The organism is Bacillus sp. SA1-12, from assembly GCF_000981385.1.
In the GTDB taxonomy this organism is placed as follows: Bacteria; Bacillota; Bacilli; order Bacillales; family Bacillaceae; genus Metabacillus.
On sequence record NZ_LATZ01000119.1, the window covers coordinates 113,861 to 128,943 of the forward strand.

At 35.8% G+C, this 15,083-nt stretch carries 13 protein-coding genes; 12 read left to right on the plus strand and 1 reads right to left on the minus strand.

Going from position 1 to position 15,083, the window contains the following annotated elements; genetic code table 11:
* Positions 1–809 precede the first annotated feature (809 nt).
* The 8 genes from WQ54_RS19990 (at position 810) to WQ54_RS20025 (ending at position 7,839) form a co-directional block, all read left to right on the plus strand.
* A complete protein-coding gene (locus tag WQ54_RS19990; protein ID WP_046586673.1) occupies positions 810–2,762 on the plus strand; it encodes an LTA synthase family protein in 1,953 nt (650 codons plus the stop codon).
* A 227-nt stretch (positions 2,763–2,989) separates the two neighbouring features.
* Entirely contained in the window at positions 2,990–3,379 is a 390-nt protein-coding gene (locus tag WQ54_RS19995; protein ID WP_046586675.1) for a DUF2809 domain-containing protein, read from the plus strand.
* Positions 3,380–3,784: 405 nt separating this feature from the next.
* Positions 3,785–4,408, plus strand: a complete 624-nt coding sequence (locus WQ54_RS20000; RefSeq protein WP_046586677.1) for a YitT family protein — start codon at positions 3,785–3,787, stop codon at positions 4,406–4,408.
* Between the two features lie 94 nt (positions 4,409–4,502).
* Positions 4,503–4,790: a hypothetical protein gene (locus tag WQ54_RS20005; RefSeq protein WP_046586679.1), complete on the plus strand. Its 288-nt coding sequence runs from the start codon at positions 4,503–4,505 to the stop codon at positions 4,788–4,790.
* Between the two features lie 219 nt (positions 4,791–5,009).
* Complete coding sequence (locus tag WQ54_RS20010; RefSeq protein WP_197089633.1) at positions 5,010–5,603, plus strand: spore coat protein; 594 nt, start codon at positions 5,010–5,012, stop codon at positions 5,601–5,603.
* 21 nt (positions 5,604–5,624) lie between these two features.
* Entirely contained in the window at positions 5,625–5,996 is a 372-nt protein-coding gene (locus tag WQ54_RS20015; RefSeq protein ID WP_046586683.1) for a hypothetical protein, read from the plus strand.
* Positions 5,997–6,221: 225 nt separating this feature from the next.
* The gene (locus WQ54_RS20020; protein ID WP_046586690.1) at positions 6,222–7,199 is read left to right on the plus strand and encodes a ring-cleaving dioxygenase; all 978 of its coding nucleotides are present in this window, start codon (positions 6,222–6,224) and stop codon (positions 7,197–7,199) included.
* A gap of 22 nt (positions 7,200–7,221) precedes the next feature.
* A complete protein-coding gene (locus tag WQ54_RS20025) occupies positions 7,222–7,839 on the plus strand; it encodes an alpha/beta hydrolase (protein ID WP_046586692.1) in 618 nt (205 codons plus the stop codon).
* Positions 7,840–7,886: 47 nt separating this feature from the next.
* Here WQ54_RS20025 and WQ54_RS20030 read toward each other — a convergent pair whose 3' ends face one another.
* Complete coding sequence (locus WQ54_RS20030) at positions 7,887–8,558, minus strand: SOS response-associated peptidase (RefSeq protein ID WP_046586695.1); 672 nt, start codon at positions 8,556–8,558, stop codon at positions 7,887–7,889.
* Between the two features lie 191 nt (positions 8,559–8,749).
* Here WQ54_RS20030 and dacB point away from each other — a divergent pair, with 191 nt between their 5' ends.
* The 4 genes from dacB (at position 8,750) to speD (ending at position 15,018) form a co-directional block, all read left to right on the plus strand.
* The gene (gene dacB, locus WQ54_RS20035) at positions 8,750–10,222 is read left to right on the plus strand and encodes a D-alanyl-D-alanine carboxypeptidase/D-alanyl-D-alanine-endopeptidase (RefSeq protein ID WP_052737883.1); all 1,473 of its coding nucleotides are present in this window, start codon (positions 8,750–8,752) and stop codon (positions 10,220–10,222) included.
* A 92-nt stretch (positions 10,223–10,314) separates the two neighbouring features.
* Positions 10,315–10,959 carry an SDR family oxidoreductase gene (locus WQ54_RS20040; protein WP_046586696.1) on the plus strand — a complete coding sequence of 215 codons (645 nt, stop codon included), beginning with the start codon at positions 10,315–10,317 and terminating at the stop codon, positions 10,957–10,959.
* Between the two features lie 451 nt (positions 10,960–11,410).
* Positions 11,411–13,891: a rhamnogalacturonan lyase gene (locus WQ54_RS20045; protein WP_231597610.1), complete on the plus strand. Its 2,481-nt coding sequence runs from the start codon at positions 11,411–11,413 to the stop codon at positions 13,889–13,891.
* A gap of 320 nt (positions 13,892–14,211) precedes the next feature.
* Positions 14,212–15,018, plus strand: a complete 807-nt coding sequence (gene speD, locus WQ54_RS20050; protein ID WP_046587302.1) for an adenosylmethionine decarboxylase — start codon at positions 14,212–14,214, stop codon at positions 15,016–15,018.
* Positions 15,019–15,083 lie beyond the last annotated feature (65 nt).

A 15,083-nucleotide genomic window follows, 5' to 3' on the forward strand; every position in this document is an offset into this window, starting at 1 on the left:
TGAGACAGCCTCTTTTAATTTTTAAAAAAAGCTCATTTAGGCTTGATTTTCATAGTTCATCTAAAATCAAAAAAGAAAAATCTTAAGTCAAAAAGTCGTAACCCACATTAATAGTGTAGATCATAGCTGGCTAGATGTAATATTTGGGATATGAGTGAAGCATTTTCATTAGTCCAACATACTAGAAAAACTGGAAGGTAATTCTGTAGAAGAATCGGAAATGTTGAATGGTGAACGATCAGAAAATGATAAATCCAATCTCATTTGTCAGGAGGATATAGAAACGAGTATTCCTGTCTTCCATTGGAATCAATAATTATTGAATGGGTATTCCATATTGTTACTTATGGAACCTTTTTTCTCGGCAATATTTCAGCGATGATTAGGCAATTAGGCTATTAGTCTGTTATGTAAGATGATGACTTGTGTCAATATTCCTAAACAAAAATTATTCAAGTATTTCTTCTTCAATTATCCTTCTTCAAGTCGATTTTAGCTATTGCTGGAATTGAAACGAACATGACACCCCATAAAAACACCACTCCTTCCCTTTAAAAACGGTGTAATAAAAAGGGGAATTTACATAGTTTTAAAGGGAATAATCCGTTCATAAATTGTTAATAATTTAGATAAATCCAGTCGGCACATAGCTTCATCGACATTCTGTAATATTTAAAAGATTGCAATCTAGCAAAAAATACGCTAATATTTATTACTGTTAATTAGTTAAATGTAAATTTCAAATCAATTAAATGTAAATTTCAATTGGATAATTGTAAATTTTTTATTCAATTAAAGAGGTGTTTTAAATGAAAACAAAATTAATTTCGATACTGAATAAACCAATTGCTTTTTTTATTCTTGCTGTTGTTCTTTTATGGATTAAAACCTATTCTGCGTATAGAGTAGAGTTTAGCTTAGGTATTGATAATAAGTTGCAGGAGTTTCTCTTATTTATTAACCCTGCAAGCTCCGCTATCTTATTTTTAGGTCTTGCTCTATTTTTGAAGGGCAAAAAATCATTAATATGGATGATCATTATTGATTTCCTATTATCATTCTTGTTATATGCAAATATTGTGTATTACCGTTTTTTCTCTGATTTTATTACACTACCAACATTGACACAAACAGGAAATGCCGGTGATTTGGGCCAAAGTATTGAAGCATTGTTAAAGCCTTACGATGTTTTGTATTTCTTAGATACGATTATTTTAGTTCTTTTAGTCTTGATGAAGGTGGTAAAACCTGCGCCTGTTAAAATGAAAAAACGCACGTTAGGAATCGTTTTTTCTGCAGCAATTGCGTTATTTGCGGTGAATTTAGGTTTAGCAGAAGCAGATCGACCTCAGTTGCTTACAAGAACATTTGACCGTAACTACATTGTGAAATATTTAGGAATGTATAATTTTACTATATATGATGCCATTAATAGTACGAATGCTTCAGCACAACGTGCGATGGCAGATTCTGATGACATTACAGAAGTGACAAACTATACAAATGCGATGTATGCTGAACCAAATTCTAAGTATTTTGGAATCGCAAAAGATCGAAATGTTATTTATATTCATCTAGAGTCTTTGCAAGAATTTATCATTGATTACAAGTTAAATGGAGAAGAGGTTACACCTTTCCTTAACTCATTGACAAGAGATTCAAGTACGTTCTACTTTGATAATTTTTTCCATCAAACAGGTCAAGGTAAAACAGCGGATGCTGAATTTATGCTAGAAAACTCATTATTCGGATTACCGCAAGGATCTGCTTTTTCTACGAAAGGGCGTAACACATATCAGGCAGCTCCAGCTATCTTAGGACAAAACGGCTACACATCAGCCGTGTTCCATGGAAATACGAAAACATTCTGGAACCGCAACGAGATCTATAAATCATTAGGCTATGATAAGTTCTTTGATTTGAGTTACTATACGGCAAAAGAAGGAGATATTGTGAATTATGGTTTAATGGATAAACCATTTTTCCAACAATCTATTCCAATGCTGAAATCATTAGAACAACCGTTCTATACCAAACTTATAACATTATCGAACCATTTCCCATATCCAATTGATCAGGAGTTAGCAACAATTGATAAGCATACAACTGGAGATAATTCAGTTGATAGCTATTTCCAGACTGCTAGATATTTAGATGAAGCCATAAAACAATTCTTCGCTGATCTTAAAACATCAGGATTGTATGATAACTCGATTATTGTTATGTACGGAGATCATTATGGTATTTCCGATAATCATAATAAGGCGATGTCTAAAGTAATGGGTAAGGAAGTAGGAGATTTTGAAAATGCTCAGCTTCAAAGGGTACCGTTATTTATTCACATTCCTGGAGAAGAAGGCGGCGGTACAATGCATCAATACGGCGGACAAATTGATTTGATGCCGACACTTCTTCATTTACTAGGTATTGATACAAAAGGATTTGTTCAATTAGGAACAGATTTATTATCAGAAGATCACCAAGAAATTGTACCATTCCGTAATGGTGACTTTGTAACCGAAAAAGTAACAGGGATAAATGGCAAATATTTTGATACCCAAACGGGAGAACCAATTGAAGAAAATGAAGTAATTAAAAAGTATGATAAAATAACTCAAATGAAGCTCAAGATTTCGGATAAAATTGTTAATCAAGATTTATTGCGCTTCTACACCCCAGAAGGGTTTGAACCAATTGATCCATCTAATTACGACTATACGAATCATATGACGGAAAAAAATGTTGAAGAACCAAAACAATAAAGCGAGTTATATTCAGGAGAGTAGCATCAAGGTACAGGTTTTACCTTCTTAATGAGCTAGATCTTACTGAAAGATTGGGATAAACACGATATGGCTGTTAAGAGATTTTTTCTCTTAACAGCTTTTTTGTTAAGAGAAAAAATCTCAGTTATTTTAAGTATTCTTTAAAAACATAAAACTTCCCGCCATTTATATTGTATAAATAAGAGAATGAAAGGAGATAAGGTATGTCAAAATATATCCTCTATTTTCTAATGGTCTTACTGTTTATTTTTTTAGGATTACTATCAAGAATGTCAGATGCATTCCCAAGTAATTTATCGGTCCACCTAGGTGATGTTTTTTGGGCAAGTATGGTGTTTTTCTTATTTAGAGTCATGATACATCAAAAAAGTCTCTTCTTAGCGTTAATTTTTAGCATTCTGTTTTCATTTGGGATTGAATATAGTCAGCTTTATCAAGCTGATTGGATAAACAGCATAAGAAATACAGGTATTGGCGGTCTCATCTTAGGCAGAGGATTTCTTTGGATCGATTTACTAAGATACAGTATAGGAATTTTACTAGCTGTATTTATTGATGTGTTGGTAATTAGACGGCTCTATAATACTTATTAGTTGAATTCCTACGCTTTAGTATAGTTCCTCTAAATAGCTTGAAACCTGCTTAGCCTGATTGCCATATTGTTCCTCGAAATGGTTTTGAGTCATGACTTAGCAATTTGCTATTACAAAGGGGCTTTATTTCTTATCTTTTAGTTTTTTATTAGCAGCAATTCCATGATTATCTCCTCTATTACAAAACTATACTATTTCATTTCCTATTACTGAAGTTGGGAAAAATGGCTGTCTTATTCAGTTGTTAAATTTTAAACGCTGAATCACTAAATTAATTAGAATAAAGGTACTCGCACAAAAAGAAATGTCGCAATAAACTTAAGTTTCCGAATAATTCTCAGCTTATTGACCATTGTTATCTAATGCTATAAGTTAGTAGAGGACAACAATGATCGGGGGATCTTTATGACTCTTTTTAGAAGGCTTTTATTTGTGATAGTTGGACTTGTAATAACATCATTTGGAATAAAGCTTTTAGCAGATAATTTACTAACTTTCGGAGGGACGGCAGGAATTGCAACTATCCTAGGATATGCATCAGGGATCTCATGGGGAGCTTTATTTTTCATTGTGAACCTGCCGTTTTTCCTTATTTCCATACAGGAGCTCGGAAAATTTTTTACTATATCAAGCTTATTATCTATAACCGGAATCTCACTGCTGCGTGAGTGGTATGATCTTTTTATCCCTGCATTTGAAATGAATCTTGTTTTTGCTGCAATCCTTGCAGGTCTGCTAATAGGGATCGGTGTCACGTTCGTTTTGAATAACGGTTCATCGCTTGGCGGTATCCATATTTTAGGCCTATATATAGATAAGAAATTCGGCATTAATAGAGGACTCGTTTTATTTATATCCGATTCCTTAATTATTATCCTTGCGTTAACAATGGTGGGGTGGGATAAAGCACTGTTATCGATTATGTGTATTTTCATTGCTAGTTCGATTATTGGTCGATATAAAAAATCACCTATAAAAGAAATGCAGCGAGATCAGGAAGAGGAGATAGCAGATCATCCTATCCATTAAACAATAGTTAACACTACCCTTGATTGGAAACATTTAAGGGTAGTTTTTTTATTGAATCTCAACTAATGTATTTATTAGAGGGAGAGGAGATAAAGTGAACTATATATCAGTAAATAAAATTATTGAAGATACGGAATCAATTCAGGCAAAAAAATTCTTGATGGAATTGTGGTATGCAATAGAAGAAGAAAGCTTTCCTTTATCGCTCAAATATAATACCTTCAAGCATCAATTCATGCATTTAAAGGCAAGTGCCCCATTGAATTGGAACTTAGACTGGGATGGGAGCCATTTTTCTTTATCTAGACAAATAAAACATCATAGTTACTTTTCCATTATTGTTCAGCCGAATGGAATGATTAAATATACATTTTCATTATAAGGGTCTGTCTCTTGAAAAGGATCTGCCTCCTAAAAACTACTCATATAAGGACTGGATTAGTTTCTTATATTGTGGTTTTTTGGGTCAAATCCTTTAGATAGAGACAGCCCTTTTTTGTTAAAAAACGATTTAACAAGTTGAAGTTTCATATGAATAAAACATTTTGTTTCGTGGGATTTTAACTTTGGCTTTACAAAATAGTTTTAAGGAGGAATTGTGATGCAAAACCAAATGAACCAAATCAACATTGGCGCACATGAAATGATGGAATGTCATGAGGTTCTTAGCAGCATGATAAACGGAATCAATCATTTCCAACTATATCAGCAGTATTGCCAAGACCAAGAATTAAAAAACATTCTAAATAATCAACTTTCATTTATGACAAATGAATACAATACTTTTGTCAATGTGCTTCAACAAAAGTCCAATATTGGTCACTTACCAAGTGTAAAATCTCAGGTCAATGTTTCACCAACCTACGGTGTAAGCAGCAATGCGGTTCCAGAAGGACCCAATGCCTCAATAAACCAAATAAATGACCGCGATATTTCTTCGGGGATGCTGGGCTGCCATAAAGCTGGTGCTGTATTTAAAATGCATGCATCTTTAGAGTGTACAGATCCGCAAATAAGAGAGATGATGATTCAAGGAGCAAAAAATTGCGCAGATCAAGCTTATGAAACATGGGGCTATATGAATAAAAAAGGCTATTACCAAGTTCCGACATTTGATCAAACAACTACTCGTTCTTTAATGAACAGCTATCAGCCAAGCAGTTTATACAGTAATCCGTCTCAACAACAATACTGATAATAATTGGAGGGAATTCACATGCATACACAACAACATGCATTACAACAAATCAATGAATGTCGTCAAATTGTTCAACAATTAATCGCCCAAACAGAACAAGGAAACCAATTGTACAAACAAATGCTCCAACAAGAGCAGCAAAATGCCCAAATGCTGCAACAGCTTGTTCAACGTGAGCAGCAAGCTGTCCAAAACATTCAACAAGCACTGCAAGGCCATCAACAAGCAGTCCAAAAATGTCAGCAAATTTTAAACACTTGCAATCAGATGCAGCAGGAAATTTCTCAAGGTGCAGCATATAATGTTGACCCATCATTCCAAAGATTTCAACAACAACCACAACAGTTACCAAGTTATCAAAGTTACCAACAAAACAGACAATATATTTAACAATAATATGATATAGGCTGTCTAAAGGGTCTGACCGTCCAAAAAACACCGATATATTCCGTTTATATTGTGTTTAGGGGGTTGACCCTATATTTTTTTAATTAACCCATTCATATTTTGCTAAATCTTAATGGGTTGACATACATAATCAAATTCATTTATAATTTATCTTGAATTCAAGATTATTTTATTTGAGATAACAGTAACGGAGAAAGGAAGCTTATTATGAATCGAAAACCACTTAAAGGAATACACCATGTCTCCGCACTTACAGCAAAAGCGAAAGAGAACTACCATTTTTATACAAAGATTTTAGGAATGAGATTAGTAAAAAAAACGGTTAATCAGGATGATACTTCTGTATACCATTTGTTTTATGCTGATGAGCGGGGAAATCCTGGTACAGATCTAACTTTTTTTGAAATTCCTTATGCAGGAAGAACACATCCAGGAACAAACAGTATAAGTGCAACATCATTACGCGTGAGAGATGATCAAACACTAGAATTTTGGAAGACTCGCTTTAAAAAATTACAGATTGACCATGACGAAATTAGTTATGAAAGTGGCCGTGCAAGCCTTGCATTTCGTGATCATGAAGGTCAGCGCTTAATACTTGTATCAGATCAAGAAAACGAAGGTGTGGCTGGCGGAATCCCATGGGATAAAAGTCCAATTCCACAAGAAAAGGGGATTACTGGACTTGGTCCGGTTCATTTGACAGTCTCTAGGCCGGAGCGGACGATAAACGTATTAACAAATTTGATGGGATTTAGGGAAAAACCAGGCTATAAAAGAGAGCTTGACCAAAAGCAAGTACGAGTTTTTGAAACCGGTGAAGGCGGTTCTGGAGCAGAGATTCACATTATTCAAGAAGAAGAAATGAGCCGCGAGCGACCAGGGCGTGGAAGTGTTCACCATGTAGCCTTCCGTGTTGAGGATGTTGAGGAATTAAATAAATGGGTCGAAGCGTTAAATGAAAGCCATCTATCGAATTCCGGATTTGTTGAACGCTATTATTTCCGTTCTTTATACTTTAGGGAGCCAAATGGTATTTTGTTCGAACTTGCGACAGATGGACCTGGATTTGAAGGTGATGAGGACTTTGAACACCTGGGTGAAAACCTGGCACTTCCGCCATATTTTGAAGAGAGACGAAAAGAAATTGAAGCACAATTGAAACCGTTAGATACAAAAGAATAAAAATTATAAAGGAGGAGACAGAATGCAGCATATATTTATTGAAGGGAAAAATAAAAACGTACCAACTTTTATCCTGCTTCATGGAACAGGTGGAAATGAGAGGGATTTACTCCCACTTGCTGAAATGATTGACCCGGATGCATCAGTGCTGGGCGTCAGAGGAAATGTTTTAGAAAATGGCATGCCGCGTTTCTTTCGTAGATTAGCAGAAGGTGTATTTGATGAGGAGGATTTAATATTCCGTACGGAAGAATTAAACAAGTTTCTATCAGAAATGGCGGACAAATACAAGTTTAATCGAAACAATCTTGTTGCAATCGGTTATTCTAATGGTGCAAACATCGCTGCGAGTCTCATGTATCATCATAAAAATGCAATAAATGGCGCGATTTTATTACATGCAATGGTGCCAAGGAGAGGAGTTGAAGTTCCGGATTTAGCAAACACGCCTATTTTCATCGGTGCCGGAACAAATGACCCGTTGATTCCCCAAGCAGAAACGAAGGAGTTAGCGAATGTATTGCGTGAAGCGAACGCAATCGTTACAGAACACTGGGGAAATGCCGGTCATCAGCTTACAAGAGAAGAGATTGAAAAAGCCAAAGAATGGTATGATCAATATTTTGGATCAAGTAAATAATTCAATTGAGGAGGCTGTAAAGGAGCCTCCTTATATTTGTTGAAGGATTAAAGGCTGTTTAACGGTTCTACACAAAGTTCAGAATCATTACGCGGAGAATTGACGAAGTCCGAAACCGGATAAACATCCATAAGATTTGCGTCATACGGGCTAAGAAAGGAATGGAGAGTATCCATGTCCTGGAAGTCCTTATCAAGCCAACGATCATATGTGTCAGGAGAAAGAATGACAGGCATTCGATCATGAACATCTTTTGTTAATTGATTAGGTGTGGTAGTGATAATTGTACAGGTGTACAGCGGTTTTTCACCACCTAAATCTGAACGTTCCCAAAGTCCTGCAAATGCAAAAGGCAGACGATCCTTCATGATAAATCGATATGGTTGTTTTGTGTTATTCTCTTTTTTCCATTCAAAAAAGCCATCGCTTAAGATTAAACATCTTTTTTTCATAAACGCCTGCCTGAAACTTGGTTTCTGGTCAATCGTTTCCGCCCTTGCATTTATCAACTTATTCCCAATCTTTAAATCCTTTGACCAAGGCGGGACAAGTCCCCAGCGCATCGAAACTCCTACCCTATTTCGCCCATTTGATCCAACCACCAATATATCCTGGGAAGGGGCAATATTAAAGCGGTAATTTATTTCCTCGTGGATGATAAATTCAAACTGCTCCTGTAAAATGATCTGATCTGTAGCTAACGAAAATCGCCCGCACATGAATAAACACCACCATTTATAAACTAATCTATTTATATCTTCCATAATAAAGCAAAATATAACTTCCTTTCAAATACTAGCCTTAAAAACTCTCTTCAGTGGAGGTTCTTTACTGGTTAGGATTGGGATAAAAAAGTTAGGACTTGAAAAGATTAATCAGTAGAATACATATTTAGGAGGTCTATTCAGATATGGCCAAACTGATGATCTGTCTGTTTTTTTGTCTAGTGTCTACTTTTTTTACAACAAACAATCTTCATATAAGTGCAACGAACCAGACATCAGATCTCGCAACACAATTAAATGAACTGCTGATCCATCATCCAACTTTACAAAGAGCAATTTCTGGAGTAAGCATTCGTTCATCGTCATCTGGTGAATTACTTTATTCTTTTAATGGCAACCTTGATTTAACTCCAGCATCTAACAGAAAGCTGTTTACCGCTGCAGCGGCATTAGAAACATTAGGGAAGAATTATCAATTCCATACTGAATTCCTAACAGATGGCTCTATCAATTGGAAAGTATTAATGGGAAATCTCTATGTAAGAGGAAAAGGAGACCCGACTCTTTTACCTGAAGATTTTGATCGGCTTGCAAAAGAGTTAAAAAAGAAAGGCGTTAAGATGATACAAGGAGATTTAATTGGGGATGATTCTTGGTATGATCATGTGCGTTATTCAATTGATGTCCCTTGGAGTGATGAAGTTGCTTATTATGGAGCTCAAATCTCTGCTTTAACAATTGCACCTGATAGGGAGTATAACCCAGGGACAATTAATATTGAGATTATCCCTAGTAATAAATCGAACAAAAAGGCAACGGTTAATGTATTTCCGAAAACGAATGTAGTTATGATTATGAACAAAACAAACACGGTTTCAGAAAAAGGGGAAAATACCATAAGTATCTCCAGAGAGCATGGTACAAATCTAATAACAGTTGAGGGAACTATACCAGTTCATACACCTAAACAAAAAGAATCGATTGCCGTTTGGGAACCAACTGCTCTTGCTATAGAACTATTGAAAGATTCGCTAAAAAGGCAAGGAATTAGATTGATAGGCGATGCAAAATTGGGAGCAACACCTGATAAAGCGAAACTAATCCTTTCTCATCGTTCTATGCCTTTATCAGAATTGCTAATACCCTTTATAAAATTAAGCAACAATAGCCATGGAGATATCTTAATTAAGGAAATGGGAAAGGTATTTAAAAATAATGGCAGCTGGGATGCTGGGCTGGAGGTTGAAAAACTTGCCCTGGCAGAACTGGGTATCAATACGAGTAACATAGAGTTTAGGGACGGTTCAGGGATCTCACACTTGAATTTGACCTCAGCAAATGAATTATCAAATTTGCTTTATCAAGTGAAAAAGCGGGAGTGGTTTCCAGTTTTTTTGAATTCTTTGCCTATTTCCGGTGCCAAGGAAAAGATGATTGGCGGTACTTTACGGAAACGTATGACGAGACCGCCCTTAAAAAATCATGTCAGAGCGAAAACAGGTACACTCACAAATGTGACATCGCTTTGCGGATATGTACAGACCAAGAAAGGTGAAACGGTGATTTTCTCTATCCTCCTTAATCATCTACATAATGAAGCAGAAGGAAAACAAGTGGAAGAGGAAATTGTGAATGTAATCGTGAATGGTGATTATTAATTGGACAAGCAGACTTTTTGAATCGTTTCTTTATCTTTGAAATAATAGAAGAGACGTATATGATACTATTAAGCAGGAGGGGAATGGATTCTATGAAGGTATTTGTTGTTGGGGCAAATGGGCAAATAGGTAACCAGCTTGCTCAAATGATAAAAGAAAATGGAGAACACACTGTTCGAGCAATGGTACGAAAAGATGAAAAAATAAACATGTTTGCTGAAAATGGAATCGAGGCAGTAAAAGCCGATTTAGAAGGCAGTGTGAAAGAGATCGCAAAAGCTGCCAGCGGCTGTGATGCCATCGTTTTTACCGCAGGATCAGGAGGACATACCGGTGCAGATAAGACCCTTTTAATTGACCTTGATGGTGCGGTGAAAACAATGGAAGCAGCAGAAATGGCAGGTATAAAACGGTTCATCATGGTAAGTGCTCTACAGGCCCATAACAGAGAAAATTGGAATGAAAAAATAAAACCTTATTATGTTGCGAAACATTATGCTGATAAAATCCTAATGAAAACAAATTTAAATTATACTATTATCCGTCCTGGAGGCTTACTAAATGAATCTGGTACAGGTAAAATATCAGTTGGAGAAAATCTATCTAGATCAACTGTTCCTCGTGAAGACGTAGCACGCACAATTATAGCTTGTTTAAATGAAGAGCATACATATCACCGTTCATTTGACCTTGTAACTGGAGAAGATTCTGTTTCAGATGCATTGAAGAAGCTTTAAGAAAAAAATGTATTTAAACCCTTACACAGAAAGAGTTCTTTCTGTATAAGGGTTTTTTAATGCGCCCTTTACTTTTAGCCTGACATAGCTTTTTAAAGAAACACTGTTTTTTATAAGTAAAAGACTGATTTTTTTATGTAAGTGTAAAATTCACTGTCTTATAATTGGGCTGAATTCTAAATTTCTGCTTTTTTGAAAATGTAGGCGCTTACAACAATTGGCATTACTCTAAACCAGGAGGTGATTAATCAGGTATTAATATCAATTAAAAAGCAGATCTTTTGAATCTAATTACAAATTAATTGTTATATAAAGTATTTATTTCTGTATGCCTCATGATCAAATGAACTAGAAAGTTTCAAATCTTAACCGAAAGGTGATGTACAAGAACGTGAAAAAACGATCATTAGCAAAAAAGTTTTTAGCAGCATCCCTAGCAGTGCCTCTATTAATGTCAGGGTTTCAAAGTAATGCATCGGCAATAACTGAAAAGCCAATAAAAGGAATCCAATTAGAATACCTTGATCGTGGTCTCGTTGCAGCTGCAAGTTCTGAAGGGAATTTTCTAAGCTGGAGGCTGCTTGCAGATGAGATTACCGGCCATTCAGATTCTGGTTTAGCAGGGGTAAACTTTAATCTATATCGTGATGGTAAAAAAATTGCCACAATAAAGGATAGTACTAACTATTTAGATGCACATGGAACTCAGAACTCAACATACTATGTAACGGCGGTTGAAAATGGTAATGAAATTGATCAAAGCAGAGAAACAACACCATGGGAACATACATATTACGATCTGAAATTAAAGAAGCCGGCAGATGGTTTCACCCCAAGCGGTGAAACCTATTCATATACGGCAAATGACATGAGTGTTGGGGATGTTAATGGTGATGGCCAATATGAATTCTTTGTAAAATGGGATCCTACAAACTCGAAGGATGTTTCACAAAAAGGCTATACCGGAAGAACATATATTGACTGTTATACATTTGACGGCACATTGTTATATCGTATAGATCTTGGTGTCAATATCCGCTCAGGAGCACATTATACGCAATTTTTAGTGTATGATTTCGATGGAGATGGAAAATCCGAATTAATGTTTAAAACTGCACCTGGGACAAAGGTAATGAAATATGATAAGCAAGGCAATATCAAAAACGAAGATTATATTACGATGCCTAAAAAGGATCAAAATGCAGGCTATAGTCACCAAGATGATTACAGGATGAGCAGTGAAGATTATTATCAACATGTGGTCGAAATGTTTATGAACTGGCATAACCATGAGGAAGTGATTAATGGAAATTGGCCGGCAACCCTAGAAGAAAGCTTTGGGATTGAAAAGCAATATCAATACCCGTTATCAAGAAAAGATGCTGAAAGCTTAGCTGATTATTTTATTGATGAATATGCACCTAGCCGAAGCAGTCGCAATGATTTAAGAGATTTTGAAGGATTTATCCTCTCTGGTCCAGAGTATTTATCTGTATTTGAAGGTGAAACAGGTGAAGAATTAGAAACCATTCATTATAAGTATGATCGTCATGATGATGGACTAATGTGGGGAGACTATGCGATGTCAAGAATTGAACCAGGAAATCGTGTTGACCGATTCCTGGCAGGTGTAGCCTATTTAGACGGGAAAAAGCCTTACGCTGTATTCTCAAGAGGGTACTATACAAGATCCACGATGGTTACGTATAGCTGGGACGGTAAACACCTAAAGGAAAATTGGTCAGTTGATAGCGGATGGACGCCAATGAACAATCCTTTTAATGATAGTCCTCATGGCAGATTAGGGACAAGTAAGGAATTTGGTTCTCTTACAACACAAGGTGCGCATTCATTAAGTACAGCAGATGTTGACAGTGATGGAAAACAAGAAATCATTTATGGTTCCGCAACAATTGATCATGATGGTTCCTTACTTTACAGTTCCAGCGATGTCATGCCGCCTGAAAGTGCAACTCCTGGTGTAACAGCTGGTTTAGGCCATGGCGATGCCTTACATGTTACAGATATTGATCCAGAACGAGAAGGCTTAGAAATCTTTATGGTTCACGAAGGCGGGAGATATGCACCATACGGATATTCACTAAGGGATGCAAAAACAGGAGAGATTATTTACGGAGGATATACAGGTAAGGATACAGGTCGAGGAATGGTCGGTGATGTAGAACCTGACTCGAAAGGGTTAGAGACTTGGGCAGTTGGGTTATGGTCAGCAAACGGTGCCAAGCTCAGCGACCAGGCACCAGGTACAAATATGAATATCAAGTGGTCTAAAGATATGACAACTCAAATTGTCAACGGTTCAATCGATAGTACCCCAACAATTAATGATTGGAAAAAAGGAACGGTCTTAACAGCAGAAAATACACGAACAAATAATCACACTAAAGGGAACCCTTCTTTAGTAGCTGATATTTTTGGTGATTGGCGTGAAGAACTCCTTGTTCGTACAGCTGATAGTCAAGCAATCCGAATTTACCTAAGTACTGAAGTAACAGATCGAAAATTATATACTTTAATGCATGATCCGCAATATAGAACGGGTATTTCTTGGCAAAATGCAGGCTATAATCAACCAGCATATACAAGCTATTATTTCGCCTCAGATACGGATTGGGCAAAAATACCTGTCCCTATAATAGATACACCGAGTAAAATAAGTATCTTACAAAATATCCTTAATACAAATATTGAAATGAAAAAGATAAAAGGACCGCTAGCATTACAGCTAATCAGTACATTAAAACAAGCACAACACCATGAAGCAAAGGGTAATAAAAAACAAATGATTTTATTTGTTAATAAATTTATCGCTCATTTAAATGATGCTTCCCTGAATAATGATATTACTAAAGATGCAAAAGAAATCTTGATTAACCAGGCAGTCCATATAATTAACAATTTAAATAAATAATAACTGACCAATCGCCTCCTTACTTGCAAGGGAGGCGATTGTTAGTTTGTCCAAATCTTAACCGAAAGAAAGTAAGGTCTCACTTGAATATCGTTCAGTATCTATGAAGTTGTTTGGGGATCATCACAAAATAAAGGTATCTCGGGACAAGCATCAAGTAGGTGACACATAACGGTGTAACGTTTGAAATTCGTATAAGCCTCAATTTATCCGATTTCATCACATGCTGATTTCTTTTCCTAGAAAAGGGTAAGATATATATGACTTGTAAAGATTCGGAGAATTGTACAGGTGAAAAATCCATACAAGGGGGAAGAAGAATCATGCTAACTCCAGAGCAGCGAATTCAGCTACACGGATTTAATAACTTAACAAAATCACTAAGTTTTAATATGTATGATATTTGCTTTACAAAAACAAGGGAAGAACGAGAGGCGTATATTGATTATATTGATGAACAATATAATGCAGAACGATTAACAAATATTTTAAAAAATGTAACAGATATTATCGGAGCCCATGTACTTAATATCGCAAAACAAGATTATGTTCCTCAAGGAGCAAGTGTGACGATCTTAGTGTCTGAAGGACCTATCGTTGAGGTCCCAACAGAATCCTATGATGAATCACCTGGGCCGCTGCCAGAGGCAGTTGCTCTAAGTTTAGATAAAAGTCATATTACAGTCCATACCTATCCAGAATTCCATCCAAATGAAGGAATTAGTACCTTTCGGGCAGATATTGATGTATCGACTTGCGGAGAGATTTCCCCATTGAAAGCACTTAACTATTTAATCCATTCATTCGATACAGATATAATGACAATGGATTATCGTGTTCGGGGTTTTACAAGAGATATAAATGGGGATAAATTATTTATCGATCATGATATAAGCTCCATCCAAAATTATATACCTGAAGAAATTAAAAAACAGTATGATATGATCGATGTTAATATTTATCAAGAGAATATTTTTCATACAAAATGTAAGTTGAAAAAATTTGATCTAAATAATTATTTGTTTGGATATACAAAGGAAAAATTAAGCAGTAAGGAACAAGAGGAAATAACCGACCGTCTAACACGAGAGATGGATGAAATTTTTTATGGCAAAAATATTCAGTAGGTTAATATAAATGAGAGGAAAGGAATGAATCTATACACCTTTTTAATAAGCACAAGAAAGGAAAA

What these genes read in the sequence shown, in the direction of transcription:
- WQ54_RS20045 (WP_231597610.1), top strand. Translation starts at nt 11,411, where the DNA reads ATGTCAGGGTTTCAAAGTAATGCATCGGCAATAACTGAAAAGCCAATA.
- WQ54_RS20025 (WP_046586692.1), top strand. Translation starts at nt 7,222, where the DNA reads ATGCAGCATATATTTATTGAAGGGAAAAATAAAAACGTACCAACTTTT.
- WQ54_RS20030 (WP_046586695.1), bottom strand. Translation starts at nt 8,558, where the DNA reads ATGTGCGGGCGATTTTCGTTAGCTACAGATCAGATCATTTTACAGGAG.
- WQ54_RS20020 (WP_046586690.1), top strand. Translation starts at nt 6,222, where the DNA reads ATGAATCGAAAACCACTTAAAGGAATACACCATGTCTCCGCACTTACA.
- WQ54_RS20000 (WP_046586677.1), top strand. Translation starts at nt 3,785, where the DNA reads ATGACTCTTTTTAGAAGGCTTTTATTTGTGATAGTTGGACTTGTAATA.
- dacB (WP_052737883.1), top strand. Translation starts at nt 8,750, where the DNA reads ATGGCCAAACTGATGATCTGTCTGTTTTTTTGTCTAGTGTCTACTTTT.
- WQ54_RS20040 (WP_046586696.1), top strand. Translation starts at nt 10,315, where the DNA reads ATGAAGGTATTTGTTGTTGGGGCAAATGGGCAAATAGGTAACCAGCTT.
- WQ54_RS20015 (WP_046586683.1), top strand. Translation starts at nt 5,625, where the DNA reads ATGCATACACAACAACATGCATTACAACAAATCAATGAATGTCGTCAA.
- WQ54_RS19995 (WP_046586675.1), top strand. Translation starts at nt 2,990, where the DNA reads ATGTCAAAATATATCCTCTATTTTCTAATGGTCTTACTGTTTATTTTT.
- WQ54_RS20010 (WP_197089633.1), top strand. Translation starts at nt 5,010, where the DNA reads ATGCAAAACCAAATGAACCAAATCAACATTGGCGCACATGAAATGATG.
- WQ54_RS19990 (WP_046586673.1), top strand. Translation starts at nt 810, where the DNA reads ATGAAAACAAAATTAATTTCGATACTGAATAAACCAATTGCTTTTTTT.